Annotated in this window: 25 protein-coding genes and 1 pseudogene; 7 read left to right on the forward strand and 19 right to left on the reverse strand. The window is 70.1% G+C overall.

Features of this window, described 5'->3' with window-relative positions; genetic code table 11:
* Positions 1 to 4 precede the first annotated feature (4 nt).
* From VHD82_RS03090 to VHD82_RS03120, 7 genes are all read right to left on the reverse strand, one after another.
* Positions 5 to 1,150, reverse strand: a complete 1,146-nt coding sequence (locus VHD82_RS03090; protein ID WP_325696734.1) for a thiolase family protein — start codon at positions 1,148 to 1,150, stop codon at positions 5 to 7.
* Positions 1,143 to 2,324, reverse strand: coding sequence for an acetyl-CoA hydrolase/transferase C-terminal domain-containing protein (locus VHD82_RS03095; protein ID WP_325696736.1), 1,182 nt, complete (start codon positions 2,322 to 2,324; stop codon positions 1,143 to 1,145). The genes VHD82_RS03090 and VHD82_RS03095 overlap by 8 nt, the downstream gene beginning before the upstream one ends.
* Before the next feature lie 13 nt (positions 2,325 to 2,337).
* The gene (locus VHD82_RS03100) at positions 2,338 to 3,480 is read right to left on the reverse strand and encodes an acyl-CoA dehydrogenase family protein (RefSeq protein ID WP_325696738.1); all 1,143 of its coding nucleotides are present in this window, start codon (positions 3,478 to 3,480) and stop codon (positions 2,338 to 2,340) included.
* Between the two features lie 129 nt (positions 3,481 to 3,609).
* A complete protein-coding gene (locus VHD82_RS03105; RefSeq protein WP_325696740.1) occupies positions 3,610 to 5,181 on the reverse strand; it encodes a class I adenylate-forming enzyme family protein in 1,572 nt (523 codons plus the stop codon).
* A gap of 132 nt (positions 5,182 to 5,313) precedes the next feature.
* Positions 5,314 to 5,748, reverse strand: a complete 435-nt coding sequence (locus VHD82_RS03110; protein WP_325696742.1) for an SRPBCC family protein — start codon at positions 5,746 to 5,748, stop codon at positions 5,314 to 5,316.
* A gap of 24 nt (positions 5,749 to 5,772) precedes the next feature.
* A complete protein-coding gene (locus tag VHD82_RS03115; RefSeq protein ID WP_325696744.1) occupies positions 5,773 to 6,996 on the reverse strand; it encodes a cytochrome P450 in 1,224 nt (407 codons plus the stop codon).
* A gap of 36 nt (positions 6,997 to 7,032) precedes the next feature.
* Positions 7,033 to 7,227 (reverse strand): ferredoxin, encoded by a 195-nt coding sequence (locus VHD82_RS03120; RefSeq protein ID WP_325696746.1) that lies wholly within the window; start codon positions 7,225 to 7,227, stop codon positions 7,033 to 7,035.
* A 104-nt stretch (positions 7,228 to 7,331) separates the two neighbouring features.
* Between VHD82_RS03120 and VHD82_RS03125 the strand changes: the two genes are divergently transcribed.
* The gene (locus VHD82_RS03125) at positions 7,332 to 8,714 is read left to right on the forward strand and encodes a TetR/AcrR family transcriptional regulator (protein WP_325696748.1); all 1,383 of its coding nucleotides are present in this window, start codon (positions 7,332 to 7,334) and stop codon (positions 8,712 to 8,714) included.
* A 111-nt stretch (positions 8,715 to 8,825) separates the two neighbouring features.
* Here the strand turns inward: VHD82_RS03125 and VHD82_RS03130 are convergent, their stop codons facing one another.
* The 7 genes and pseudogenes from VHD82_RS03130 to VHD82_RS03160 form a co-directional block, all read right to left on the reverse strand.
* Positions 8,826 to 9,428, reverse strand: coding sequence for a GTP-binding protein (locus VHD82_RS03130; protein WP_325696750.1), 603 nt, complete (start codon positions 9,426 to 9,428; stop codon positions 8,826 to 8,828).
* On the reverse strand, positions 9,409 to 9,786 hold the full coding sequence (locus VHD82_RS03135) for a DUF742 domain-containing protein (RefSeq protein ID WP_325696752.1): 378 nt from the start codon (positions 9,784 to 9,786) through the stop codon (positions 9,409 to 9,411). The genes VHD82_RS03130 and VHD82_RS03135 overlap by 20 nt, the downstream gene beginning before the upstream one ends.
* Positions 9,783 to 10,214: a roadblock/LC7 domain-containing protein gene (locus VHD82_RS03140; RefSeq protein ID WP_325696895.1), complete on the reverse strand. Its 432-nt coding sequence runs from the start codon at positions 10,212 to 10,214 to the stop codon at positions 9,783 to 9,785. The genes VHD82_RS03135 and VHD82_RS03140 overlap by 4 nt, the downstream gene beginning before the upstream one ends.
* 17 nt (positions 10,215 to 10,231) lie before the next feature.
* Complete coding sequence (locus tag VHD82_RS03145; RefSeq protein ID WP_325696754.1) at positions 10,232 to 12,640, reverse strand: nitrate- and nitrite sensing domain-containing protein; 2,409 nt, start codon at positions 12,638 to 12,640, stop codon at positions 10,232 to 10,234.
* A gap of 88 nt (positions 12,641 to 12,728) precedes the next feature.
* Positions 12,729 to 13,511 carry a FadR/GntR family transcriptional regulator gene (locus VHD82_RS03150; protein WP_325696756.1) on the reverse strand — a complete coding sequence of 261 codons (783 nt, stop codon included), beginning with the start codon at positions 13,509 to 13,511 and terminating at the stop codon, positions 12,729 to 12,731.
* Positions 13,512 to 13,602: 91 nt separating this feature from the next.
* Entirely contained in the window at positions 13,603 to 13,746 is a 144-nt protein-coding gene (locus tag VHD82_RS36695) for an SDR family oxidoreductase (protein ID WP_414637430.1), read from the reverse strand.
* A gap of 111 nt (positions 13,747 to 13,857) precedes the next feature.
* Positions 13,858 to 14,022: pseudogene (locus VHD82_RS03160) on the reverse strand (SDR family NAD(P)-dependent oxidoreductase); the annotation flags it as partial.
* Positions 14,023 to 14,248: 226 nt separating this feature from the next.
* Here VHD82_RS03160 and VHD82_RS03165 point away from each other — a divergent pair.
* From VHD82_RS03165 to VHD82_RS03175, 3 genes are all read left to right on the forward strand, one after another.
* Entirely contained in the window at positions 14,249 to 15,085 is an 837-nt protein-coding gene (locus tag VHD82_RS03165) for a mycofactocin-coupled SDR family oxidoreductase (protein ID WP_325696758.1), read from the forward strand.
* A 133-nt stretch (positions 15,086 to 15,218) separates the two neighbouring features.
* Entirely contained in the window at positions 15,219 to 16,988 is a 1,770-nt protein-coding gene (locus VHD82_RS03170) for a class I adenylate-forming enzyme family protein (RefSeq protein WP_325696760.1), read from the forward strand.
* 57 nt (positions 16,989 to 17,045) lie between these two features.
* Positions 17,046 to 17,654 (forward strand): TetR/AcrR family transcriptional regulator, encoded by a 609-nt coding sequence (locus tag VHD82_RS03175; protein WP_325696762.1) that lies wholly within the window; start codon positions 17,046 to 17,048, stop codon positions 17,652 to 17,654.
* A 5-nt stretch (positions 17,655 to 17,659) separates the two neighbouring features.
* Here VHD82_RS03175 and VHD82_RS03180 read toward each other — a convergent pair whose 3' ends face one another.
* The gene (locus tag VHD82_RS03180) at positions 17,660 to 19,192 is read right to left on the reverse strand and encodes a class I adenylate-forming enzyme family protein (RefSeq protein ID WP_325696764.1); all 1,533 of its coding nucleotides are present in this window, start codon (positions 19,190 to 19,192) and stop codon (positions 17,660 to 17,662) included.
* A gap of 81 nt (positions 19,193 to 19,273) precedes the next feature.
* On the opposite strand from VHD82_RS03180, the gene VHD82_RS03185 reads away from it, so the two are divergent.
* The 3 genes from VHD82_RS03185 (at position 19,274) to VHD82_RS03195 (ending at position 22,963) form a co-directional block, all read left to right on the forward strand.
* Positions 19,274 to 20,404 (forward strand): helix-turn-helix domain-containing protein, encoded by a 1,131-nt coding sequence (locus tag VHD82_RS03185; RefSeq protein WP_325696766.1) that lies wholly within the window; start codon positions 19,274 to 19,276, stop codon positions 20,402 to 20,404.
* Between the two features lie 87 nt (positions 20,405 to 20,491).
* Positions 20,492 to 22,153, forward strand: a complete 1,662-nt coding sequence (locus VHD82_RS03190; RefSeq protein ID WP_325696768.1) for an AMP-binding protein — start codon at positions 20,492 to 20,494, stop codon at positions 22,151 to 22,153.
* A 54-nt stretch (positions 22,154 to 22,207) separates the two neighbouring features.
* Positions 22,208 to 22,963, forward strand: coding sequence for an enoyl-CoA hydratase/isomerase family protein (locus VHD82_RS03195; RefSeq protein ID WP_325696770.1), 756 nt, complete (start codon positions 22,208 to 22,210; stop codon positions 22,961 to 22,963).
* Positions 22,964 to 23,011: 48 nt separating this feature from the next.
* Here the strand turns inward: VHD82_RS03195 and ribB are convergent, their stop codons facing one another.
* Genes ribB through VHD82_RS03220 form a run of 4 tightly spaced genes read right to left on the reverse strand, consistent with a single transcriptional unit; the run spans position 23,012 to position 26,891 of the window.
* Positions 23,012 to 24,568, reverse strand: a complete 1,557-nt coding sequence (ribB, locus tag VHD82_RS03205) for a 3,4-dihydroxy-2-butanone-4-phosphate synthase (protein WP_414637423.1) — start codon at positions 24,566 to 24,568, stop codon at positions 23,012 to 23,014.
* A 22-nt stretch (positions 24,569 to 24,590) separates the two neighbouring features.
* Positions 24,591 to 25,181 carry a TetR/AcrR family transcriptional regulator gene (locus VHD82_RS03210; protein ID WP_325696772.1) on the reverse strand — a complete coding sequence of 197 codons (591 nt, stop codon included), beginning with the start codon at positions 25,179 to 25,181 and terminating at the stop codon, positions 24,591 to 24,593.
* Positions 25,182 to 25,206: 25 nt separating this feature from the next.
* A complete protein-coding gene (locus VHD82_RS03215) occupies positions 25,207 to 25,713 on the reverse strand; it encodes a flavin reductase family protein (protein WP_325696774.1) in 507 nt (168 codons plus the stop codon).
* A complete protein-coding gene (locus VHD82_RS03220; RefSeq protein ID WP_325696776.1) occupies positions 25,710 to 26,891 on the reverse strand; it encodes a CoA transferase in 1,182 nt (393 codons plus the stop codon). Before VHD82_RS03220 ends, VHD82_RS03215 begins: the two co-directional genes overlap by 4 nt.
* Between the last annotated feature and the right edge of the window lie 5 nt (positions 26,892 to 26,896).

Genomic DNA, 26,896 nt, shown 5'->3' on the forward strand with positions numbered 1-26,896 from the left:
GGGGTCAGACCAGCTCGACGATCGTGGCGTTGGCCTGGCCGCCGCCCTCGCACATCGTCTGCAGGCCGTAGCGGATCCCGTTGTCCCGCATGTGATGCAAAAGCGTCGTCATGATCCGCGCGCCGCTGCCGCCCAGCGGGTGACCCAGCGCGATCGCGCCGCCGTTGGGGTTGAGGGTCTTGACGTCGGCGCCGATTTCGGCCAGCCAGGCCATCGGCACCGGGGCGAACGCCTCGTTGACCTCGAAGGCCCCGATCTCGGACACGTCGAGTCCGCTGCGCCGCAAGGCTTTCTGGGTGGCGGGGATCGGCGCGGTCAGCATGATCACCGGGTCGTCGGCCGCGACCACCGCGGTGTGCACCCTGGCGATCGGACGCAGGCCCAGCTCGGCCGCCTTCTCGCTGGTGGTCATCAGCAGGCCGGCGGAGCCGTCGCTGATCTGCGAGCTGTTCCCGGCGTGGATCGTCCCGTCGGGCTTGAACGCGGGCTTCAGCTTGGCCAGCGACTCGACGCTGCCGCCCCGCCGCACGCCTTCGTCGGCCGAGACGACCGTGCCGTCGTCCAGGGTCACCGGCACGATCTGCGCGTCGAACCGGCCTTCGTCCTGTGCGGCGGCGGCCTTCTCGTGCGAAGCGACGGAGAACTCGTCCAGCTGGGTCCGGGACAGGCCCCAGCGCTCGGCGATCATTTCCGCGCCGATCCCCTGGTTCGGCGGCGTGCCCCCGAACCGGCTCCGCAGCGCGGACCCGAACGGGTTCGCGTCGCCGACCGCGGTGCCCATCGGCACCCGGCTCATCGACTCCACCCCACCGGCGACCACGACGTCGTACTGGCCGCTGATCAGTCCGCCTGCCGCGAAATGCACCGCCTGCTGCGACGATCCGCACTGCCGGTCCACCGCGGTGCCCGGCACCGACAGCGGCCATTCCGCCGCCAGCACGGCGTTGCGGGCGATGTCGAAAGTCTGCTCGCCGACCTGGCCGACGCAGCCCCACACCACGTCGTCCACCACGGCGGGGTCGATGCCGGACCGCTCCGCGAGCGCCTGCAGCACCCTGGCCGACAGGTCCACCGGGTGCACCCCGGACAACGCGCCGTTGCGCTTGCCCACCGGGGTCCGCACCGCCTCCACGATCACCGCGTCACGCATACTGTTCTCCTTCGTCCAACGACAGTTCCGGATTCCGTTCCCACAAGTCCCGCAGCGCGTCCCGCCGCTCGGGCCGGGACAGTCCGCGAAGGTCCGCCGTGCCGGTCTCGGTGACCACGACGTCCACGTCGTGCCCCGGCGTGCTCACCGGACGGGACAACTCACGCACCAAAGTGGACTGTCCATTGTGCTGGGTCACGGTCGCGATGACGCTCAGCCCGCCGACGGACCTCGTCGCGGCGGCCGTGTAGTCCGCATGCCCGCCGATACCGCCGAGGACAGCGCTCGCCGTGCCCTCGACGTTGACCTGGCCGTCGAAGTCGATCTCCACGGCCGTGTTGACCGCGAACAGCGGCTCCGCGGACAGCCTGCCGAGATCGTGGGTGAACTCGATCGGGTGCAGCAGCGGGCGGCCGTCGGCCCACTCGTACAGCCGCGGCCCGCCGGCGAGATAGGTACAGACCGGGTCACCGATCACCAGGCCCCGCGCGGCCAGATCCACCACGGGTCCGGGCAGCATTCCCGTGTCGATCCGCACGGGCACCTTCAGCTCGCCGAGCATCGCGGCCGCCACCGGCCCGGGACCGACCTGCAGGCGGGCGCCCTCGGGAACCAGCGCCACCAGTGCTTGCGCGATGGCCAGCTGCTCCGCGCGCGGGGACGATTCCGGCAGCGTCAGCGGTGGGTCCGCGCTTTCCCCGACGACGACCACCTGCTCCCGCGACAGCCGCGCCCCGGCGTCGGCGCGCGGCGCGGCCGGCGAAACCACCCCGGCCACGATGGCACCCGCGGCGATCGCGGCCCGTTGCCAGGAAACCTCGCTGCCGAACAGGAACCCGTCACCGTCCGGGACCACAGTGGCGACCAGCAGATCGGGGCGCCACGGTCCGTGCAGCAACGCCGGAACCGCCGACAGCCGCACCGGCGGGAACCGCACCGTCCCGGCGGCGACACCGGCCCGCAGACCCCAGCCGGGCATGACGGTGCGCACGTCGTCGAACGCCGCGAAGTCCAGCCCGGGGTCGGTCCGCGGCAGCCAGCCCAGGATCAGGCGCACTCCCCCGGCCCGCGCGGCCGCCGCGGACAGTTCCGCCGAAACGGCGCGGGGTGCACCGAACCCGTCCCCGACCGCGACCGTCATCCCCGGCCGGACGAGCCCGGCGAGCGCGGTCACCGCGGCGAACCCATCAAAACCCCATGGAGCGGCCGATGAGATCTTTCATGATCTCGGTGGTGCCGCCGTAGAGTCGCTGCACGCGGGAATCCCGCCAAAGCCGCGCGACCTCGTACTCGTTCATGTAGCCGTAGCCACCGTGCAACTGCAGGCAGCGGTCGAGGATCTCCCACTGCACCTCGGTGGTCCACCACTTCAGTCCGGCCGCCTCCTGCGGGGTCAGCTCGCCGGCGTTGGCGGCCAGGATGCACTGGTCGAGGTACACCTGCGCGACATCGAGCTTGGTCTTCATCTCGGCCAGGAAGTGGCGGTTGACCTGGAACTTCCCGATCGGCTGGCCGAACGCCTTGCGTTCGGACACGTACCCGGTCGTCAGGTCGAACGCCCGCCGCGCCGCCGCGACCGCGTAGGTCGCGATCCCCAGGCGCTCCGCCGGCAGGTTGTGCATCAGGTGGTAGAAGCCCCGGTTCTCCTCCCCCACCAGGTTTTCCACCGGAACCTCGACGTTGTCGAAGAACAGCTCCGCGGTGTCGGCCGACCACTGACCGATCTTGTCGAGCTTGCGCCCGCGCGAGAACCCCGGCCGCGTCGTCTCGACCGCGATCAGGCTGATCCCCTTGCGCCCGGCTTCCGGGTCCGTCTTCGCGGCCACCAGCACGAGGTCGGAGAGCAAACCGTTGCTGATGAAGGTCTTCTGGCCGTTGACGATGTACCGGTCGCCCTCGCGGCGGGCGGTGGTCTTGAGGCCGGCCACGTCGGAGCCCGCGGCCGGTTCCGACATCGCGATCGAGGTGACGATGTCGCCGCTGGTGAACCCGGGCAGCCAGCGCTTCTTCTGTTCCTCCGTGGTCAGCCCGACCAGATACGACGCCAGGATGTCGTTCTGCACGCCCAGACCGATGCCCACCGCGCCGGTGCCGAACATCTCGTCGCTGATGATCGCGTTGAACCGGTAGTCCCGGATGCCGAGCCCGCCGTACTCCTCGGGCGCCTCCCAGCCCAGCAGACCCGCCTGCCCGGCCTTGCGCCACGCCTCGCGGCTGACCTTGCCCGCACGTTCCCACTGCTCGGTATAGGGCACGCACTCCCGTTCGAAGAAGGCGCGCGCCGTCGCGCGGAACTGCTCGTGTTCATCGGTGAAGATGTTTCGGCGCATCGGCCACCCTCCAGTGCTGGGCGAAGAACGGCGCGGACACCAGTACCCCGGGCTTCACCCGACAGCTAAATCAGCTAGATAATTAAGCAGTATAGGTGAGCGCGGGTACCGGTTCCACTGTCGGCCCCGTCATAGCCCCTGCGCGGCGAAACGGCGCCGCAAGGCCGGCTTGGACGTCTTGCCGAGCCCGGTGCGGGGCAGTTCCGCGACGATCTCGAGTTGTTCGGGCAGTTTCTGCGGTGTCAGCCCGGCTTCGCGAAGGTAGGCCACGATCTCCTCGAGCGTGGGCCGGGTTCCTCCCCGCAACGTCACGACCGCGCACACCCGCTCGCCGCGGTCGGCGTCCGGCAGCCCGATCACCGCGGCCTCGGCCACGGCCGGATGTCCGGCCAGCAGCGTCTCCACCTCGACGGGGCCGATCTTCTCGCCCTTGCGGATGATCACGTCCTTGAGCCGTCCGGTCACCTCCACGTGACCGTCGGGCCGCAGATGCCCCAGATCGCCCGTGCGGAACCAGCCATCCGCGGTGAAGGCCTCGGCCGTCTGCGCCGGGTCGGTGTAACCCTGGAACACCGCGGGGCCCTGCACCTGCACCTCGCCGTCCTGCCCCGGCGGCAGCACGTCCTCCCCGTCGGCGATCCGCACCTGGCTGCCGGGAATCGGCCTGCCCTCGGTCTCGGCGAGCTGCTCGGGACTGTCCTCCGGGGACGCCACGCAGATCATCGGCACCTCGGTCATCCCGTAGTCGTGAGCCAGCGTCGCGCGCATCTCGTCCCGCACCGCGTGGAACACGCTGGGCGGGCACGGCGCACCGCCGCCCTTGAGCAACCGCAGGCTCGGGACGAGCAGTTCGCCCGGCGGCATTTTCCGCTGCTCGGCGAGAAACGCGGTGTAGAACACCGTGGAGCCGCCGGTCGCCGTCACCCGGTGCCGCCGGAAGACCTCGGCGGTGCCCGCCGGATCGAAAGCCTCGACGAGGACGATCGGGAAACCGCCCAGCAACGCGGTCATCAGATAGACGATCCCGCCGACGTGGGCGATCGGGTAAGGCATCGAACCCACGTCATCCGGTTGCCGCCCGAGCCCGCTGCGCAGGGTGAACCCGCGCGCGGCGGCGAGCAGCGAGCTGTCGGCGTGCCGTGCCCCCTTCGGCAGTCCTGACGATCCGGACGTGAAGTAGATCCACCGGTGGTCGCCGGACGGGGCCGGGACGGGCGGCAGCCCGGCGGTGTCCGCCGACTCCGGCGCGTCCATCCCGATCGTGAGCACCTTGGGCCGCCGCGGGAACTCCCGCGCCATGGCGGCGTAATCGAACCCGCGCCAGGTCCCCGGCACGAGCATCACCTCGGCGGCCGAGGCGTCGACGGCCGCGCCGGTCTCCCGCTCCCGGTACATCGGGATGACCGGCGCCTGCACCGCCCCGAGCCGGGCGAGCGCGGCCATCACGAGCGCGGTGCTCAGCCGGGTCGGCAGCTGCCAGGCCACCCGCGTGCCCGGCCCGATACCGGCCGCGAAAAGCGCCGCCGCCACCCGCTCCGCCCGCTCATGGAATCCGGCGAAGGACAGCGACTCGCCCCGCTCGTCGATCAGCATGGGCCGCGCGCCGGAGAGCGCGGCCCGCCGGCGCACCAGATCCCAGAAACCCTCCGCGGCGCTCAGTTCGTCTTCGGCAACCGGAACAACGGAACCACTGGTCGACACTTCGATCCCTTTCCTCGTCCGCCCCCGGATGGAAACCGCCGCGAGGGCCCCATCCAGCGGACGCGGACCGAACCTCGACGTTCCGCGTAAATAGTAGAATAATTTGGCCCTTGAGCAACAGTGCGGAGCGGGTTACCCGCCTTCCGCCCTTGCCTTGAGCGAGTCGAGCATGTCCTGCACGCCCTTCGCCGCCAGCTTCTCGATCATGAACTTCGGCAACGGCCACTTGATGTCGATGGCCTGGGACAGGACCGCCTCGCTGGCCCCGCCCTCACCCGGCTCGACCGAGAACGCGAAGTCGTTCCTCATCATGACGTCACCCTCGACGAGGTGGTACTCGAACCCCGACGGCGGCGAGTGGTCGTACTCGACGACGTAGGTGGCCTGCTGCCCCATGGCCTGCACTGTCGTCCTCGTCCGCCGCGGGCGCCCCGACTCGTCCCGTTCGAGCACCTCGACCTTGTCCACCTCCTTCTGCCAGCCCGGATGCCGCTCCACGTCGAAGAGAATGCCGAGGATCTTCTCCGGTGGCGCGGAAATCGAAACGGATCTGGTGACCGTGGCCATGCGTGTTCCCTTCCTGAACCGACCTCAGGACCCGGTGCGGGTGCCCGGGGTGAACGCCAGCGGCAGGTGCCGCAGCGCGTGGACCTCACCGGCGTCCTCGAACCGGACGGGCTCGCCGTCGAGGCGGAAGTCGGGCAGCCGCGTCAGGATCTCGTCCAGCATCACCTGGAACATCTCCCGGGCGAGGTTGGAGCCGAGACACCGGTGGCTGCCGACCCCGAACGCGACGTGCTTGTTGTCCGCCCGGTCGAAGTCGATGACGTCGGGGTTCTCGAACACCCCGGGATCCCGGTTCGCCGCACCCCACATGAGGATGGCCTTGTCGTCACGACGCAGGCACTGCCCGCGGAACTCGGCGTCGCGGGTGACGGTGCGGGCCAGCCCGAGGGTCGGGGTGTCGTGCCGCAGGAACTCCTCGGTGGCCGCGGGCAGCAGGTCGCGGTCCTCGATCAGCCGCTGCCGCAGGTCTTCGTGCCTGCACAGCTGGAGCAGCGCGTTACCGGTCAGCCCGCTGGTGGTGTCCATCCCGCCGAAGATCATCAGCAGCCCGTACATGGTGATCTGCGCTTCGTCCAGCGGCTCGCCGTCGAGCTCGCCGTGCACGATGCGGGCGTAGAGGTCGGACTCCGGGCGGGCGCCGCGGCGGCGCTCCATCTCCTCGGTCAGTTCGTTGAGCAGAGCGGCCGCGGCTGTCATCGACGCGTCCGGGTCGTGCGCGCGGTCGTGGATGATCCGGTGCACGTTGCGGACCCACTCCGGCCAGCCTTCCTCCCGGAACCCGAGCATGCGCAGGATGAGCCGCGCGGGCAGCGGCGTGGTGAGCTCTCCGACGATGTCGCACTCGCCGCGCTCGATGAACCCGTCGATCAGCTCGGTCGCGATCTCGCGCATCACCGGGCGGAGGTCCTTGGCGGCCTTCGGCGAGAAGGCCGCCAAGGTGATCGCCCGAAGCTGTTGCGTCTGCGGCGGATCGCTCTCGATCGGCAGGATCGGGAACGGGATGCCGGAGGCCGGGATGCCCACCCCCGCGGCGGAACTGAACAGCTCGCTGTCCCGGGCGGCCTCGTAGACGGAGGCATAGTCACCGAGCACCCAGAACCCGCCGAACCGCGGGGAATGCGCGACCGGACAGCGCTCGCGCAGCCGGTCGAAGGTCTCGTAGGGCTGATCGCGAAACTCCGGCGAATGGTGGTCCAGGTCGAACTCGGCCCGCCGGCCGGTGCCGGAAGGCGTCTGTGCGGTGGTCATTGTGCGCTCCTTTGCGAACAGGCGACCTGACCGGGATCAGGGCTCGATGACGGTGATTGCACCTTCGGGGCAGGCCTGCGCGCCGCGGCGCGCCTGCGGTTCCATGGCCGGCTGCACCTCCACGACATCGAGCGCGCAGTAGCCGTCGTCGTCGAGTTCGTAGACGTCGGGGGCGACCGCATAGCACCGGGCATGGCCGGTGCACGCTTCCCGGTTCAGCGAAACTTTCATGACACCCCTTCGCTCTCTCTGCCGTCCGGCCGACGCTACTAAGGATGGTGTCAACTTTCAAGGGCGTGCGTCCACGGCCGGCCTCCGGCCCTATGCTGAACAGGATGAACGGCGATCTTGCGGCGGACGCGAACCGTGGAACGGTTGCGGCACAAGAGAACCGCCGTCCGGTCCTGGACAGCGGCCGGCTGCCCGTCCGTCGGCGGGCGCCGTATCCGGTGAGCCCGGCCATCGGCCCGGAAGGTACGCGCGCCTGCCTGGAAATGATCGAAGCCGGCCACCGGCTCTTCACCGAACGCGGGTACCACGGCACCACGACCACCGCCATCGCCGAGGCGACCGGCCGGTCCGACGCGGCGTTCTACCAGTACTTCGACAGCAAGCAGGCGCTGTTCCTGCTGCTGTTCGAGAACCTCGGCCGGGATCTGGTGGCCCACTTCGACACGCTGCCCCCGGTCACCGGATCGCGGGCGGGACTGGCGGCCCTGCACCGCTGGCTGACCGGGCTGGGCGTGGTCCTGAACCGCCACTCCGCGTCGTTTCTGGAATGGCCCACCCCGGATGAGGACGACCAAGCTCCGGCGGAGAACCCGCAGGAGGCCTACATCGCCCGGCTCGGCGGCACTGTCCGCGAGCGGCTCGCGGACGCGGACTTCGCGGGGCTCTCCTCCCGCACCGTCTCACTCGTGGTCACCGCACTCACGGCGTACAGCCATTTCGTCCTGGACGTACGCAACCGCGGCTCCCGTGCGGAGGCGACCGCCCCCGTCATCCTCGACGACGTCCTCTCCCGCGTGATCCACCGGAGCTTGTTTCCCGCCGCGTACCCGGCGCGTGCACCTGGCCGGCTCGGACGGCCGGGCGCCGCCCGGACGAACACCGCCCCGGAGCGGTTGCCGGGACTGCGCCGGCCGGTGACCCGGCGTGGCCATGCGACCGTGCGGAAGATCAGCAAGGCGGCCATCGCCGCGTTCGAGGCCCGCGGGTTGGCCGGCACCAGTGTCAACGACATCATCGCGGCCGCCGGCGTCGCGCACGGCACCTTCTACACCTACTGGGCCGACCGGGCGGCGATCGTCACGACGTTGATGCATCAGGCCGCCGAGGCGGTGCTCGCGCACCTCGGCTCCCTGCTCGCGGTCGGCTCCGCCACCGGCCTGCGCGGCTGGCTCTCCGGCTGGCTCGACGTCGTCGCCGAACACGGGCCCGTCCTGCACGTCTGGGCCACGGACATCGTCGACGAGCCCCTGCTGCAACCGCTGGGCATCGAGGTCGACAACCGGCTGCGCGACGTCGGGAACCGGCTCCTCGCGGACTCGTCCGCACTGGGCGGCCTCGACGAGAACGCCCGCGCCACCGTGCTGTGGACGATACTGGCCGAGCTCCCGCGGTCCGCGTGGCGCCGGAACCCGGTCCTCACCCGCGACGAGGTGCTCCAAGCCCAGATTCTCTTGCTGGCCCGTGGTTTTCTCGGCTGGCCGCTCTGAAGCCGCTGCGCCCGCTGGGCATTGCGCGATCCTGGGCCTCGGTGGGCGTCGATCCGGTGCGCACCGGGCCTGCTTCGTTGGCGGCCAAGCCGTGGCGACGACTCCAGCCGCCTAGTTCTGCACCAGCTCCGCGCGCGCCCGTTGGATCAGATGCTCCACCAGAACGAGGAGGACCTCCTTGCCGGAGTCCCGATGACGCGCGTCGCAGAGGTTGACCGGGACGTGGTCGTCGAGGTCGAGTGCCTGGCGGACCTCGTCGGTGGTGTAGGTGGGGGCACCGTCGAAACAGTTGACCGCCACCACGAACGGCATCTGCCGCCGCTCGAAGAAGTCGACCGCGGCGAACGATCCGTCGAGGCGGCGGGTGTCGGCGAGCACCACGGCACCCAGCGCGCCGCGGGCGAGCTCGTCCCAGAGGAACCAGAACCGGTCCTGCCCCGGGGTGCCGAAGATGTAGAGGATCAGCTCGGGGCTGATCGTGATCCGGCCGAAGTCCATCGCGACGGTCGTCGTCGTTTTCGCCTCGACACCGGTGAGGTCGTCCACTCCGGTGCTCAGCTCGCTGAGCACCTCTTCGGTCCGCAGTGGCGCGATCTCACTCACCGAGCCGACCATCGTGGTCTTACCGACGCCGAAACCGCCGGCGATCAGGATCTTGACCGCCGCCGCGGCCAGCCCGGGATCGCCCGGAGAGTCAGAGCTTGCGAATGCCATTGAGAACCGCCTGCAGTAGTTTGATGTCGGGAGCGGCCGTCCGGCTCGGCGAGGGTGGGGAACGGAAGATCAGGTGCCCCTCGTTGATGAGGTCGCCGATCAGGATCTTGGTGACCGCCAGCGGGAGATGGAGCTTCGCCGAGACCTCTGCCACCGACATCGCGGACTGGCAGATCCGGACGATCTCGGCGTGCTCCGACTCCAGCCGCCACGCGTCGGATTCCGGACGCACCGCGACGACCAGCGTGATCATGTCCAGATCGTGCCGGCCGTCCCTGGTCCGCCCGCGCGTCACCGCATACGGCCGGACCAGGGGGCCCGCCGCTTCGTCGAACCAGGGCTCCCGCCGGTGCGTCATGAGGACTGAGGATTGATCCGCTGCTGGTCGAAGAGGCTGTGCCGGGGCATCGCGGAGAGGTAGGTGCCGACCCGCTGGACCACCTGGTTCATCTCGTAGGCCACCATCCCCATGTTCGCCGTCTCGGACGTCAGCAGGGCCAGGCAGGCGTTCTGCCCGGCCGAGGTGACGAACAGGACCGCCCGGTCCAGCTCGATGACGGTCTGCCGCACACCTCCACCGTCGAAGTGCTGGCCCGCGCTGCGGGCGAGACTCTGCAGTGCCGAAGCCATCGCCGAGAAGTGCTCGGCGTCCTCAGTGGACATTGCCGTCGACTGGCCGAGCAGCAGGCCGTCTGTCGAGAGCACCACGGCGTGACGGACGCCCGCCAGCCGTTGGACGAGGTCGTCGAGGAGCCAGTCCAGCTTGCGGGTGTTGGTAGTCGCCATAACCTTCTCGTCGTTCATCATGCTCGTGGATCCTGGTTGAACAGCTCTGCGTCGGGTTTCGCCTGCCGGCCCTGGCGGGTGCCGTTTTCGATGGCGGACAACAGATCCCTGGCCTGCTCCGGAGACCAGGGCCGTTCGGCGGGCGCCTGCGTCTCGCGGGGTGCGGCGGGTCGCGGCGCGGGCTGCGGGCCGGTGGCGGCGAGCTGGGGCGCGAGACTCGCCTGCCGCCGGCGGCGGGGCAGCACGGGCCGGTCGTCGGCAGGCCGTGGGTCCGGCCTGCCGCGCACGGCCGGCTCCGCCTGCGCGCGGTGCACGTGCCGCGCCTGCGGAGTTTCGCGCTGCGGAGCGGGTTCTGGAACTGGTGCACTCGGCGTCATCGGCGGCTCCTCGCTCGGCCAGTTCGCCGCGGCGCCGCCCCGGTCCGCGGGGGTGCGCTGGGCGGTGTCGTCGGAGAGGCGCAGGCGCCGGCGCACGCGCCCGTTGGTTTCGGTGGGGTCGCCGGTACTGGTCGGCGCTTCGACGGCGATCAGGCTGGACGGGACGAGCACGATGGCGCGGATGCCGCCGTAGTCCGACTCGACGAGGCGCACGGAGGTGTCGTTGCGGCCGGCCAGCAGCGCGACCACGAACACGCCGAGCCGGGAGTCACTGGACAACGTCGTGACACTGAAGTCCGGTGGGTTGCGGAGGGTTTCGTTGACCCGCGCCAGCTCCTCCGGGGGCATGCCCAGCCCCTGGTCGGTGATCTCCACGACGACGCCCTTGCCGACGATGTTCCCGGTGATCTCGACGCGGGATTCCGGCGGCGAAAACGACGTCGCGTTGTCGACCAGCTCGGCCAGCATGTGGATGAGGTCGGCGACCACGGTGCCGACGATGGACACCTCGGGCAGCCGGGTCGTGCGGACCCGGGCGTAGTCCTCGGTCTCGGCGACCGCGCTGCGCACCAGTTCCACGAGCGGCACCGGGTTGCGCCAGCGGCGGCCCGGCTGCTCGCCGCCGAGGATGATCAGGTTCTCCGCGTTGCGGCGTTCGCGGGTGGCGAGGTGGTCGAGCTGGAAAAGCATGTCCAGCTGGTCCGGGTCCTCCTGCTGGAACTCGGCCCGGTCGAGGATCTCCAGCTGGCGGTGCACCACGACCTGGCTGCGGTGCGCGATGTTGAGGAACACCGCGTTGACGCCCTCGCGGGTCTTGGCCTCCGTCACGGCCGCCGTGACGGCGGCGTATTGCGCCCGGTTGAAGGCCTCGGCGACCTGGCCGATCTCGTCCGAGCCGTAGTTCAGCGGCGCCCGCTCGGCCGCCAGGTCGACGGTCTCGCCGTCGCGCAGCCGCTCCATGACTTCGGGCAGCCGTTCGTCGGCGAGGGCGAGGGTCTCCCCGCGCAGCCGCTTGAGGCGGCCGATGAACCTGTTGGCCAGCCGCAGCGTGATCAGGAACGCCACGATCGCGATCACCAGCACGGCGACGCCGCCCCAGATCGATCTGGTGGCGGTCTTGCCGCCGGTGTCGTAGGCGAACTGCTCGGCGTATTTGTGGTGCGAACGCCACAGATCGAGCAACTCCCCGCTCACCGTGGTCGCGGAGTTCTGCCACTCCGTCACGCCGAGCGGTAGCGGCGGGAAGTTGCGCGCGCTGACCGGAGCCGTGCCGCGCTGGGCGATCGCGCTTTCCATCGCGCTCACCTGCTGCCAAGCGGGACTGGCCGTCATGGCCTGGTACCGGGCCTGTTCGTCCGGGGTGAGCGTGGGCACGAGGTTCTGGAGCTGGGTGTGGTACGAGCCGACCTGGTAGGTGTACTCCTGCAGCTGCGCGGCGGTCAGCCCGCCACTGCTGATCGCCGACGCGGCGAGCGCGTTACCCCGTGACATCGACTCCGCGACCTGGAACAACGCCGTCGCCGTCCCCTCCTCGGATGCCGTACCGGCATCCGGGGCGGCGTGCCCGATGTTCTGCATGCCGACCGAGACGACGCTGAGCAGCTGGTTGAAGAACGTGTAGGTGTCGCCCACCGGCACGGCACCCGCGTCGATCCGCTCGCGCATCGCCGCGACCTGCTGCTTGAGCTGGTCGAACAACGAGGACGCGTTCGCGATGGTGCTGGAGTTGATCTTGGCGAGCTCGTCGCCCGCCGCGCGGATGTCGGTGAGCGCGACGTCGGTCTTGGCGCGCTGCGCCGGCAGCGCCGCGGCGCTCTGCTGGTCACCACCGAGCTTCAGCAACGTCAGCCGGCGTTCCTCCTGCACGGTCTGGGCGAACGCGATGCCCGGGGCCGTGGCCCGGTCGACCTCGCCGGACCAGTCGCGCGCCTGAAAACCCTGCGTCACCAGGTAAATCGCCGCACCGGCCCCGACCACGAAAAGCGCGACACTCGGGATGAGCGCGATGGCCAGGATGCGGGCACGAACACTGAGCGTGGCCTTGAACACCGGCGTAACGTACCGGAACTACCCGGTAGAGTGAAGTAAATCAGGCAGATCTTTTCCGAGAATGAGCTTAATGATTAGTCTGGCCGGCTCAGGACAGCACGTCGAGGACGGTCTCGGCCGGGTCGCTGATCATGTATTCGCTGACCTGATCGAGGTGCCGGCGCCAGAAGGCGACCGCCTTGTCGGTTTCCTTGGCACGAATGAGATCCACGATCCTGCGGTGCGCCCGCTGGGTGGCCCGCACCGAAGGCTCCGCGCTGCCGTCGTTGCGATGGGCGTTGATGAACGACTGGTTGTGCCGCTCGATGATGGCGAAGACCATGTCGAGAAGGACGATCATCGTCTGGTTGCCGGCGAGCTCGGCCAGCAGCCGGTGGAACTGCAGGTCGTGCTCCTCGGCGAACGCGATCGGGTCGCCGAGGAACTCTTCGCCCTCGGCAAGAGCCCCCTCGAGCCGGCGCAGGTCGGCGGCCGTACGTTTCCTCGCCAGCGTGCCCACCGCCGTCGACTCCAGCACCCCGCGCGCGTGGTGCAGGTCGGCCAGCGTGGTGCCGCGGTACTGCAGCAGCGTTCCGGCATAACGGCCCGCCGCCGCCACGTCCGGGACCAGGACGTGCGCACCACCCCGGGCCCCGCGACGGATCTGGATGATCTGCTCGGACTCGAGGATCCGGAACGCCTCGCGCAAGGTCGGGCGGGACACGCCGAACTGGACCATCAGCGCGCTTTCGGGCGGGAGGGCGTCGCCCTCCTTCAGCTGGCCGGTCACGATCTGCCGCCGCAGCTGCGCGGCGACCATCTCACCGGCCTTGGGCACCCGGACGACCGTCGATTTGGGCGTGGCGACCACGAGCCCCCCTTCCTTCGTCAACTCATTCAGTTCATCGTACTGAGTAACCGGGCCGGGACGGACGGCATCCTGGTATACGCGCGCGTCGTGAGCTGGACAGTCACACTGAGTTTCACCCGACGACGGTCATCCCGCCGTCGACGAAGACGATCTGGCCGTTGACGTAGTCGGACGCTCCCGACGAAAGCCACACGGCAGGGCCAACCACGTCGGACAGCGTCCCCCATCGCCGGGCCGGGTGCGGCCGGTGAGCCACGCGCTGAACTCCTCGTCGTCCACGAGGTTCTGCGTCATCGCGCGCCTCAGGTTGCGCGGTGCGCCCTTCGCCAGTCGGCGAGGCTCGCCGCCAGTGGGGTTCGCGGTACTGGATCCCGGCGTTGTTGACCAGAATGCCGATCGGGCCCACCTCGTCCTCGATCGAACCGACCGCCGCGGTGACAGCCTCCTCGCCGGCCACGTCGAATGCCCGCGCCCGGACACGCTTCTCCCCGAACCGTTCCGCGAGCCTCGCCCGGGTTCGATCGAGCCGCGCGGGATCGACGCCGTTGAGACGATGGTGCCACCGGCGTCGTCCAGCCCTTTCGCAACGCCGCGGTAAGCGGGCTCACCACCACGATCGCACGTGTCCACAGTGGACGGTGCACGCACGCGAGGCCGCGCCCGTGTTGACATCCGTTCCGGACCCGATCTAGGCTAAAAACAAATGGTTGTTCGTTATCCGGCAGGATCCTGACTTCCGCGGTAGAAAAGGAAAAACCATGGGCAAGCTCGACGGCAAAGTCGCCTTCATCACCGGCGCCGGACGTGGCCAGGGCCGCGCGCACGCGGTCCGGCTCGCCGAGGAGGGCGCGGACATCATCGCGGTGGACATCTGCGCGCCGATCGCCAGCGTCCCGTACGAGATGTCGAGCGCCGACGATCTGGCGGAAACCGCGAAGCTGGTGGAAAACGCGGGCGGGCGGGTGGTTGCCCGCCAGGCCGACGTGCGTGACCGTGCCGCGCTCGAGGCCGCCGTGCAGGAGGGGACCAGCGAGTTCGGGAGGCTCGACATAGTCGTGTCCAACGCCGGCATCTGGTCGTCCGCGGCCTTCACCGAGATGTCCGACGACATGTACCACGACATGATCAACGTGCAGCTGCACGGCTCGTACAACGCCTGCCGCGCCACGGTTCCCCGCCTGATCGAGCAGGGCGACGGCGGCTCCATCATCCTGATCAGCTCGACCGCCGGGATGCGCGGCTTCCCCAACCAGGTGCACTACAACGTCGCCAAGCACGGCGTGATCGGGCTGATGCGCAGCCTGGCGAACGAGCTCGCGCCGCACTTCATCAGGGCCAACTCGATCCACCCCAGCTCGACCAACACGAAGATGATCCAGAACGAGGCCATCCACAGTGCCTTCGCGCCCGGGATCGAGAACCCGACCGTCGAGGACTTCGGGGACACGTTCACCGCGATGAACCTGCTGCCGGTCCCGTGGGTGGAGCCGGTCGACATCTCGCACGCGGTCGCGTGGCTCGCCTCCGACGAATCGCGCTACGTCACCGGGATCACGCTGCCCGTGGACGCCGGGTTCCTCGCCAAATACACGTAGGCATGTGCGCGACGCGACGACCCGGGAACAGAGCGCGACAGTCCTCAAGAGACATTGACCAGGCCGCCACGGCGGGTTATACAAACAACTGATAGTTCAGCAAGTCCACCACGGAAGCGACGGTGCCGCCGTGATGACCGACGACCTGGCAACGAACCTGCGCCGGCAGGCGCTCGAAGCGCGCTATCCCGTATGGGTACCGCGCACCACGGCCCAACTGCTCGACGTGGTCGCCGCCCGGCATCCGGCCCGCCCGCTGGTGTTCACCGCGGACCGGACCTACAGCTACGCCGACATCACGGCGTGGTCGCGGCGGCTCGCCGCCGGGCTGATCGCGCTCGGTGTGGCGCCCGGTGACCATGTGGCCGTCGACATGGCGAACCTGCCCGAGGCGATCGCGCTCAAGTTCGCGATCGCGCGGGTGGGCGCCGTGTCGGTGTCGCTGAACTACCGCCTGCGGCACGAAGAACTCGGCTATGTGCTGCGCCGGTCGGATGCCACGGTGCTGATCACCATGGACCGCTTCCGCGAGATCGACTACCTCGACTCGCTGGACCGGATAGCCCCCGGCTGGGAGACGCGGGCCGGCGGCGCAAGCCTGCCACGGCTGCGGAACGTGTTCGTGCACAACGGTCCCGCGGCGCCACGGCGCGGCCGGGCGCTGGCCGAACTCGTCGCGCTGGGCGCCGCCGTGACCGACGACGAGGTCGCGGCCCGCACCGCCGCCGCGGACCCGGACGGGTACTCCGACCTGCTGTTCACCTCCGGCACGACAGCGCCCGCGAAAGGCGTGCTGCTACGGCACGACGCCGTCCTGCGCACCGCGTACGCGAGCGCGTACACCCGCGCCTTCGGCGACGGCCGCCGCATCCTGTTCGCGCTGCCGGTCTACCACGTGTTCGGCTACGTGGAAGGCCTGCTCGCCGTCCTGTTCGCCGGCGGGGCGGTGCGCCCGCAGACCGTGTTCGACGCGGCCGGGATGCTCCGGGACGTCAGCCGGTACCGGATCGACGAGCTGATGTGTGTCCCGTCGATGACCATGGAGGTGCTCGCCGCCGCCCGCGACGGCGAGCACGACCTGTCCTCGCTGCGGGCGGTGTTCTCCTCCGGCGCGCCCCACGAGGACGGGGCCTGGGAACAGATCCGTGACGTACTCGGCGTCGACGAAATCTTCACCGGCTACGGGCAGACCGAGACCAGCGCCTCCACCACCTGCACGCGGCCGGGCGACGCGATCGACCGGCTCAGGCACACCAACGGCGCCCTCAAGCCCGCCGGCGTCGCGGGCGACCCGGCGCTGGGCGGTGTCCTCGCGGTCTACAAGACGGTGCATCCCGAGACGGGCGAGGACCTGCCCGTCGGCACCCCCGGCGAGCTCGTGGCCCGCGGGCCCATCATGACCAGCGGCTACTACCGCGACCCGGCGGAGACCCAAGCCCTGTTCACCCCCGACGGCTGGCTGCGGACCGGCGACCTCGGCCGGCTCGACGACGAGGGTTACCTGATGCTCACGGGCCGGAAGAAGGACTGCTACCGCTGCGGCGGCGAGCTGGTGACGCCGGGCGAGGTGGAGCGGGTGCTCACCCGGCATCCGGGGGTGCGGGCCGCGTATGTGGTGGCGGTGCCGGACGACCGGATGGGCGAGGTCGGCTGCGCCTGGATCGTGCCCGCTGCCGGGCGGCCGCGGGCCGAGGACCTGATCGGCTACTGCGCGAGCAGGCTCGCCCGGTTCAAGGTGCCCGCCGTGGTCCTGTTCACCGAGGCCGCCGAGGTGCCCACGACGGCGACCGGCCGGGTGCGCAAGTTCCTGTTGGCCGAACGCGCCGTGCGGGTGCTGCGGAACCGTCCGGGCGTGCCCGGCCCGGCCGGACGCCAGACCGTGCCGGCGACCACTGGGGGCTGATCGGGCGCAACCCAACCGCCGTGGGCCGCGCCTCGTTCACCTCCGTACCATCTACGGATGGCCAAGCGTAAGGAAGCCCGCGTCCGGGCGACGGGTCCGGTGTCGGCCGACCTCATCGAGCAGGAGGCGGTCCGGCTGTTCAGCGAGCGGACCTACCCGGTGGTCGGCATGCGCGACATCAGCGACGCGGTCGGCATCCTGCCTGGCAGCCTCTACGTGCACATCACCAGCAAGGAAGAGCTCCTGCTGAACATCGTGGTGCGCGGCATCCAGAACTATCTCGACGCGATCCGGCCGATGGCCGAGTCCACCGAGCCGGCGCCGGTACGCTTGCGCGGCGCGATCAAGGCCCACATCCGGGTACTCTCCGGCGGGGTCGACCGCACGCGGGTGGCCTTCCACCAGTGGACCTACCTGAACCCGGCGAACCGGAAACGGATCGTCGCGATGCGGGGGCGCTACGAGGATCTGTTCGCCACGATCATCGCGGACGGGATCGCCTCGGGCGAGTTCCGCAAGATGCGCAGCCAGCGGATCGCGGTGCTGAGCACGATCGGCACGCTGAACTCGGCGACCGAGTGGTACTCCCCCACCGGCACGCTCAGCCCGGAGGAGGTCGGCGACCAGCTCGCCGACGGCGCGCTGCTGGGTCTGCAACAACAGTAACCACCTTACGCCGCGGCGGAAAACCGCTCGCGCAACTGTCGCTTGAGGACCTTGCCGTAGGCGTTGCGGGGCAGTTCGTCCACCCACACGACCTGTTTCGGCACCCGGTAACCCGCCAGTTTCGCGCGGCACGCCTTGATCACCGCCTCGCCGTCGGTCTCGCTCCCGGCCGGGACGAGGACCGCGGTCACCGCCTCCCCCCAGATCCGGTGCGGTACCCCGATCACGGCCGCGTCCTTGACGCCCGGCAGCGCGGTGAGCACCTCCTCCACCTCGCGGGCGTACACATTGGACCCACCGGTGACGATCATGTCCTTCTTGCGGTCCACCAGGCGAAGGTAGCCATCCGCGTCGAGGTGGCCGATGTCGCCGGTGTGCAGCCAGCCCCCGGCCAGGGTGCGGGCGGTGTCTTCGGGGCGCCCCCAGTAGCCGTTCATCGTCTGCGGCGCCGAAACCAGGATCTCGCCGGGATCGCCCGCGGGCAGCTCCGCGCCCTCGTCGTCGACGACCCGGATGCGCACGCCCGGCAGCACCCGCCCGGCCGAGGACACCAACGGTGAGCCGGGATCGCGCAGCGCCCGCAGATGATCCTCCTGGTCCAGCACCGTGAAGAACATCGGCGACTCCATCTGCGCGAACGACTGGATCAGCCGTCCGTCGAACGCTTCGGTGGCTTCGCGCAGCGTCGCGGGGTCGATCGGGGAACCCGCGTAGTACAGCCGGCGCAGCGTGTCCGGCACCTGCCATCCCCCGGGACGCGCGTCGAGCATCATCCGGATCATCGACGGCACCACGAACATCCCGGTCACCCCGTGGGTGTCCAGCAGCCGCAGGGTGCGGGTGGCGTCGAACGAGGCGCACAGCAGGTTGTGCCCGCCCAGCAAAAGGGTTGGCAGCAAAAGGAAACCGGCCCCGTGCGTCAGTGGCGCGACGTGCAGGGTGACCTCGCCCTCGCCCATCCCGAGCACCTTCACGGCGGTGTCGGCGACGCTGCGCCAGGACCGGTCGCTCAGCACGACGGCCTTGGGCGCGCCGGTCGTGCCGCTGGTGTACATCAGGCTCGCCGGGGACAGGGGGTCGCGGGCCACCGGCCGGTCCAGTGGCTCGGCGCGGTCGGCCAGCTCGCGCAGCTCGGAGGTGTCGGCGCGGATGACGGTCAGGCCCGGCAGCTCCGGTATCCGCTCGAGGAACTCCGCCGTGGTCACGAGCACGCGGCTGCCCGAGTCGGCGAGCATGTGCCGGTAGTCCGGGGCCAGCAGCCGCACGTTGAGCGGGACGACGACCAGCCCGGCGGCGACCGCGCCGAGGTAGCACTCCACGTACGCGTGGCTGTTGGGCAGCAGCAGCGCCACCCGGTCGCCGGGCCGGAGTCCGAGCCCGCGGAAGGCGCCGCCCATCGCCGCCGCCCGCTCGGTCACCTGCGCGTAGGTCAGCGTCGGGGCGCCCGTGGTGTCGTCGAGGTCGCTCAAGCACGGCCGGCCGGGATGGCGTTCGGCGGCGTCCCAAAGGGTTTCGGCTGCGGTGAGGGGAGACGGCATGTCAGCAGGGTAGGCACCGGAAGCCGGCGTACGATATGGAGAATCCATAGAGATTCCGACAGAGAATCAGAGATCTCCACAATGTCCGGTGGCGACAACCTGCTGGCCGTGGTCGCGGAGCGGCTCCGGCGCCGGTCCGACGACCTGGTCGAGCGGCAACTGAAAACGCTGCGCGGGTTCGGTTCCTACGACCGGGTGCCCGCCGACGACCTGCGCCGGTCCTGCCTGCGGAACGTGGCCAGGGTGGTGGCCACGCTGGAACAGCACGACCGGCTGCCGCCCGATATCGAGGAGGACGAACGGATCTCGGGCCGGCGGCGGGCGCTGCAAGGGGTGCCGGCGGAGGACGTCGTCGAGGCCTACCGCGCGGTGCTGAGCGTGCTGCGGGACGCGTTCATCGAAGAAGCGGCCGCGGCGGCGGCCGACCCCTGGGAGGTGCTCACCGGAACCCGGCGCCTGTGGGATCTCACCGACCGCTACAGCAACATCCTGGTCTCGGCCCGCCAGCAGGTCGAGATCGACGCGGCACGGCGCGACGAACGCAACCGGATCGCCTTCCTGCAACGACTTCTCGTCGGCGGGGTCGACCCGGCGGAACTGCGTGCGGGCGGCGCGGTGCACGGTGTGCTGCCCGGGCACCGGTACTGGGTGCTGCGCGGGCGGCAGCATTCCGGTGAGCCACAACTGCTCAGCAGGCATCTGGAATCGGCACGGGCCGGTGCCCGGCCACTGGTGGCGCCCCTCGACGACGACGTGGCCGGGATCAGTGCCGCGCGGCCGGTCCCGCTCGACTCAGCGGTGATCGCCGTCGCCGGGCCTGTTCCGCTTTCCGGTGTGCCCCAAGCATTCGCCGAAGCCACCCGGGTGCTCGACGTCGCCCTGCGCTATGGGCGGACGGGGGTGGTGGACAGTTCGTCGCTGTCGGTGCGGGTGGCGGTCGAGCAGCACGGCGAGATCGGCGAGCAGTTGTTCCGGCGCTATGTCGCCGGGCTCGGCGAGGGCGCCGGTTCGGCGGAGATCCTGCTGACCGTGCAGGCCTTCCTACGGGAGCGCCGGTCCGTCGCGGCGACCGCGCGGGCACTGTCGGTGCACGAGAACACCGTGCGGTACCGGCTCGACCGCTATCACACCCTCACCGGCGCCGACCTGGCCGACACCGACGTCCTGGTGGAAGTCTGGTGGGCCCTGGAGTACGCCAGCATCCGCCGCTGACCCGGAACTCGCGCGCCGGCACGGGATCGCGGTTGACGGACGCGGGATGGCGTGTCAGCATAACAAACAATTGTTTGGAGGTGTCGCATGGCTGGGACACCGGCGCGACGGTATGCCCACACCCCGGAACTGCTGCGCGGCTCCGGGGCGGGGCTCGGCCCGTTGGCGACGCGTTTTCCTTATGAGCAAAGGACTCTGCTGCACGTGCTGGCGGCGCAGGTTGCCGAGCGGGGCGAGGCGGACTGGCTGGTGTTCGACGGCACCGACCGGCTGACCTTCCGCGCCGCGCAGGACGGTGCGTACCGATTCGCCGCCGCCACGCGGGCCGCCGGGCTCACCGGCGCGAACGTCGCGCTGCTGCTGCGGAACCAGCGCGAGTTCATGCCGGCCTTCCTCGGCGCCCAGGCCGCGGAAGGCGTCGCCGCGCCGCTGAACCCCGAGCTTCGCGGGCCGCTGCTGGAAACGATCCTCGGCCGGTGCGGCGCGCGGATACTCGTCGTGCGCCCGGATCTGCTCGGCGTACTCGCCGACGCACCTTCACTGTCCGAAGTGGAACTGGTGCTCGTCTGCGGCGAAGGCGGACACGAGGAGAAGGTGCACGGCGTAGAAGTCGTCGCGCTGGAAGACTGGATCGCCCCGCACGCGCCCGAACCACCACCGGCGTTCCCCCGGCCCGCCGACCTTGCGGCGCTGGTGTTCACCTCGGGCACCAGTGGCGGTTCCAAGGCCGCGATGTGGTCGCACCACTACCTCTACCTCAGCTCGGCGTCGGTTTCCGACGCCCTGGAGCACACACCGGACGACGTGCTGAGCACGCCGCTGCAGCTGTGTCACATAGCGGGCCTGCAGAACTTCGCGAACTCCGCGCTCCACGTCGGTTGCACCGCGCACCTCAAGTCACGGTTCTCGGTCCACACCTGGTGGGACGAGATCGCCACGGACGGCGCCACGTTCTCGATGCTGATGGGCCAGATGGCGGCCATGATCCTGGACGTCGTTCCGGCCGCGCCCGAGCACCGGCTCCGTTACGTCTACATCCTGCCGCAGCCCGCCGGGCGCGAGGAGTTCGAACGGCGGTACGGCACCACGGTCATCTGGCAGGGCTGGGGCATGACGGAGATCTTCCCGCACGTGCCGACGAAACACCGGCTCGAAGGCGTGCCGGCCGACACGATCGGCCCGGCACCGTCCTGGGTGGACTATGGCGTGGTCGACGAACAGGACCGGATGCTCGCGCCGGGCGAGCTCGGCGAGATGGTCTACCGTCCGCTGCTGCCGGACGCGATGGCCCGCGGCTACTACGGCGACCCGGTCGCGACCACGAAGGCGTTCCGCAACTTCATGTTCCACACCGGCGATCTCGGCTACTACGACGAGCGAGGTTTCGTTCATTTCGTCATGCGGAACCAGGACGCGATCCGGCGCCGCGGGGAGAACATCTCCGCTACAGAGCTGGAAAACATCGCCCGGCGACACCCCGGGGTCCGCGACGCGGCCGCCTACGCCGTCCCGTCCGAGCTGGGTGAGCACGAGGTCAAGCTCGACGTGCTCGGCGCGGACTCACTGAATCTCGGCGAGCTGCACGACTGGCTGGTCCGGCAGCTCCCGAGATTCATGGTGCCCCGCTATCTCGAGCGGCGTACGGAGTTCCCGCGGACGCCGAGTCAGCGGGTGGAGAAGTACAAGCTGGCCCGCGAGCCGCTCAGTCGCGCCGAAGTCCGGGAGTTCGCACCGGTGCGGCGGCCCTGACGGCCGCCGGCCAGTCACCACCAACCGATTGTCCACCAACAGAAGGGCGGCACAATGGCGTCGATCGCTCCCCGGTTCGAGGAGTATGCCAAGAAATACCAGAACATCCGGCTCGAACGGGAGGACGGCGTCCTCACGGTCACCGTGCACACCGAGGGCAAGAGTCTGGTGTGGACGGACCAGGCGCACGACGAGCTGGCTTACTGCTTCACCGACATCGCCTGCGACCGGGAGAACAAGGTCGTCGTGCTCACCGGCGCCGGCGAAGCATTCTGCGCCGAGATCGATTTCTCGAGCTTCGACCTCGGCACCGCAGCCGACTGGTCGCACATCATCTTCGAGGGCCAGCGCGTGCTCAACAACCTGCTGAGCGTCGAGGTTCCGGTGATCTCCGCCATCAACGGCCCGGCGACCGTGCACCCCGAGGTGGCCGTGCTCTCCGACATCACGATCGCCGCCGAGACGACGAAGTTCCAGGACTCGCCGCACTTCCCGTCCGGCATCGTCCCCGGCGACGGCGCGCACGTCGTGTGGACCCATGTGCTCGGCCCGCAGCGCGGCCGTTATTTCCTGCTCACCGACCAGGTGCTGGACGCGAAGCAGGCGCTGGAGTACGGCGTGGTCAACGAGGTCGTGGCACTGGACCAGGTGCTCCCCCGCGCGCTGGAGATCGCCAGGAACATCGCGGCCAAGCCCGCGCTGGCCCGCCGCTACTCCCGCGTCGTGCTGACCCGCGAGATCAAGCGCCTGATGCACGAACAGCTCGGTCTGGGCCTGACTCACGAGGCACTGGCCGCACTGTCCCTTTGAGAACGCAAGAAAAGGGGGCGCCGTCCGGTGCCCCCTTTTTTCTTGCTGTCACACGACTTTCAGCTGCCGCACGTGGTGGTGCCAGCCGAGCGCGATCCGCCGGATCTCCCGGACGTCGCCCTCGATCTGCGCGACCAGCGCGGCGACCGAGCCGAAGGCCAGCGTCGGGCGGACGAACGACAGCGGGACGACCTCCAGCCGTCGGCCGTAGAGGTCACCGGCGAAGTCGATCAGGTGTACCTCGAACCGTTGTCCGTCACCGGGAAAGGTCGGGTTGGTGCCCACGCTGATGGCCGCGACGTACCAGGTCTCGTCGTCCGGCGCGTCCAGTACCCTGGCGAGACCGCCGTACACGCCGTCGCCGAGCGTGGCGCCGTCCACCTCGATGTCCAGGTTCGCGGTGGGGAATCCGAGCTCACGGCCGCGCGCGTCGCCGTGCACCACGGTGCCGATCACCTCGCGGTCCGAGGTCCGCCGCACCGGCAGCGGCACCAGCTCGCCGGCGGGAATGCCTTGCTCCGCAAGCGATCGGACCTTCGCCGGGTTTCCGGTGAGCAGCCGGACCGAGCGGACTCCGAGGTCTCGCAGGATCTTCGCTGCCATCGTGTAGTCGGGCGCGTCGGCCGGCAGGCCCGGTTCCGCGTCGGCGGCGTCCGCACCGGAATCCTGGAGCTGGTAGGTGCGCAGCTTGTCCAGCAGCCCGATGCCACGGCCTTCCTGGCCACGCAGGTAGACGACCACGCCACGGCCCTCGGCGCCGATCGCGGCCAGCGCGTCGGTCAGCTGCGGCCGGCAGTCACATCGCAGTGAGCCGAACACGTCCCCGGTCAGGCACTCGGAATGCACTCGCACCAGCACATCCGCGCCGGCCACGTCGCCGAGCACCAGCGCGATGTGCTCACGCCCGTCCAGGTCATCGCGGTAGCCCACCGCCCGGAACTCCCCGGCGCGCACCGGCAATCGCGTCTCCACCACCCGTTGCAGCCGCCGCTCGCGGCGGTAGGCCGCCAGATCCGCGATGCTGATCAGCCGCAGCTCGTAGCGAGCGGCGAACCGCGTCAACTCGGGCAGCCGGGCCATCCCCGTCGCGTCCTGCTCGCTGACGATTTCGCACAGCACCCCGGCGGGCCGCAGCCGGGCGAGTTTCATCAGGTCCACGGCCGCTTCGGTGTGCCCGGCGCGTTCCAGCACCCCGCCCCCGCGGGCACGCAACGGGAGGACATGCCCGGGCCGCGCGAGGTCCACCGGCCCGGTGGTCTCGTCGGAGAGCAGCCGGATCGTGTGTGCCCGGTCCCGCGCGGAGATCCCGGTGCCGATCCCCTGGCGCGCGTCCACGGTCACCGTGTATGCGGTCTGGCGCGGATCTTCGTTTTCGGCCACCATCGGCGGCAGGTCGAGCCGGTCGGCGTCGGCCCCGGTGAGCGCCACGCACAAGTAGCCCGACGTGTGCCGCACCGCGAAGGCGACCAGCTTCGTCGTCGCGAACTCGGCCGGGAAGACGAGATCGCCCTCGTTCTCCCGGTCCTCGTCGTCCACCACCACGACCGGCTTGCCCCGCGCCAGGTCGGCGAGCGCATCTTCGATGCGGTCGAACCGGCTGCCCATGGAGACCTCCTTGTTCCCTTGGCTATTCACCCAGCAGGCCGCGGAGCAGGGCGTCGGCGAGCCGTTCCCCGATCTCCGCGCCCGTGTCCGGGCCGTCGGGCTTGTACCACTCGGCGGTCCAGTTCAGCGCGCCCAGCAGCCCCAGCACCGAAACCTTGAGGTCCAGCTTCGGGTCGAACACCCCGCTGGCCCGGCCGTCCGTCATCACCGAGCGGATGTCGGCCTCGTACTGCCGCCGCTTTTCCACCACGCGACGGCGGTTCTCGCCGGTCAGGTACCGCCACTGGTGGAAGACCACCAATGTGCGTTCGGGGTTCTGCGCCACGATGCTCACGTGTCCCCGCACCAGCTGCCGCAGCCGCTCGTCGGCACCGCCGGGGCCGGACATGGCCGCCTTGCTCAGCGCCAGGAAGCTGTCGATCCCGGCCTCCACGATCTCCATCAACAGCGTCTCCTTGCCGTCGATGTGCGTGTACAGGCTGCCCGGCAGGACACCGACGGCGGACGCGATGTCCCGCATCGTGGTGCCGGTGTAGCCCTGTTCACCGAACAGCCGGGTCGCTTCCTCCAGGATCGATCCGCGCGTTCGCCCCGCGCTCGCCCTCGCCGCCATCCGCCGCCCCTTCCGCTGTTGCCGGTCACGAATCCGCGGCGGCGAACCGGCCGAACGCGCCGCGGCAGAAAACCAGGGGGCCGGGATGGTCTCCGTCGGCGGAGAGCGACCGTACCCCGCCCAGCACGATCCAGTGATCGCCCGCGTCGTCGATGCGCACCAGCTCGCAGTCGATCCACGCGGGCACGCCCGGCAGGATCGGATGCCCGGACGGGGTGGGGGTCCAGTCCAGGCCCGCGAACTTGTCGCCGCCCGAAGTGGCGAAGCGCCGGCTGAGCTCCAGCTGCGGGTGGCCGAGGATGTTGACGCAGAACGATCCCGCATCGCGCATTCTCGGCCAGCTCGACGAAGTCTTCGCCGGCAGGAAGGCGACCAGCGGCGGGTCCAGCGACACGGAGGTGAACGATCCGACGGCCAGACCGGCGGGCTCGCCGTCGGCGCAGATCGCGGTGATCACCGCGACCCCGGTCGGGAAATGCCCGAGCACGGCGCGGAACTCGCGACTGTCCACGATGGACGCTGACCCGGTCATGACGCTCCCTCCGCCAGCACGTCCTTGATCTCTTCGGTGCTCAGGCCCGCCGCGGCAAGGACCTCCTCCGTGTGCTGACCGACGTGCGCGGGCCATCGGGCCGGCGCGCCGGGGCGTTCCATCGGCAACCGCACCAGCCGCTCGCCCGCCGGCGCACCCGCCGGTTCGAGGAAGATCTCACGTTCGGCCGTCAGCGGATGCTCGATGGCGCGGCCGACCGGGTTGACCGGCGAGACCGGCACTTCGGCGGCGCCCAGCACCTCCTCCAGTTCCGCGCCGGTGTGGCGGACTGTCCGCTCCTCCAGCAACGCGTGCAGTTCGGCTCGCCGGGCCACCCGCTGGGCCACCTGCACGAACCGCGGATCCGTCGCCAGCTCCGGGCGCCCGAGCGCGCCGCACAACCGCCGGTAGATCGCGTCGTTCCCGGCCGCGATCATCGCCCACCCGTCCGCGGTCCGGAACGCTTCGTACGGCGCCGAAATCGAGAACCCGGACCCGCTCGGCACCGGGGACTGCCCGGTGGCCAGCACGTTGAGGATCTGGTTGGACAGCAGCGCCATGCTGGAGTCGACCAGCGTCGCGCCGACCCGTTCGCCCTTTCCCGTGGTGCGCCTGCGTTCCACGGCGGCCATCACGGCGATCGCCGCCCACATGCCGGTGGTGATGTCGATCAGGGACACCGGCACCCGGGCGGGCTCCGCACCGGGATGCCCGGTCGCCGCCATGATCCCGCTGAACGCCTGGATCACCGGGTCGTACCCGGGCAGTGACCGGCCGCGGGGGCCGTCGCCGAACGCGGAGACCGAACAGTAGATCAGCCGCGGATTGCGCTCGGCCATGTCCTCATAGGACAGACCCTGCTTGGCCAGCTTGCCCGGCCGGAAACTCTCGATCAGCACGTCCGCCTCTTCGACGAGGCGGAGCACCGCCTGCCGGCCCGCCGGCTTGGTCAGATCGAGGGCCACGCTGCGCTTGTTCCGGTTGAACGAGAGGTACACCGTGCTGGTGCCGTCGACGAACGGCGGCATGTGCCTGCTGTCGTCCCCGCGGCCGGGGCGCTCGATCTTCAGCACGTCCGCACCGAGGTCGGCCAGGATCAGCGACGCCATCGGGCCGGCGATCACGTTCGTCAGGTCGACCACACGCAGCCCGTGATAGGTCGATTCCGGTTGTGCCATCACGC

The sequence above is a fragment of the Amycolatopsis sp. genome, assembly GCF_035546795.1.
Lineage (GTDB): Bacteria > Actinomycetota > Actinomycetes > Mycobacteriales > Pseudonocardiaceae > Amycolatopsis_E.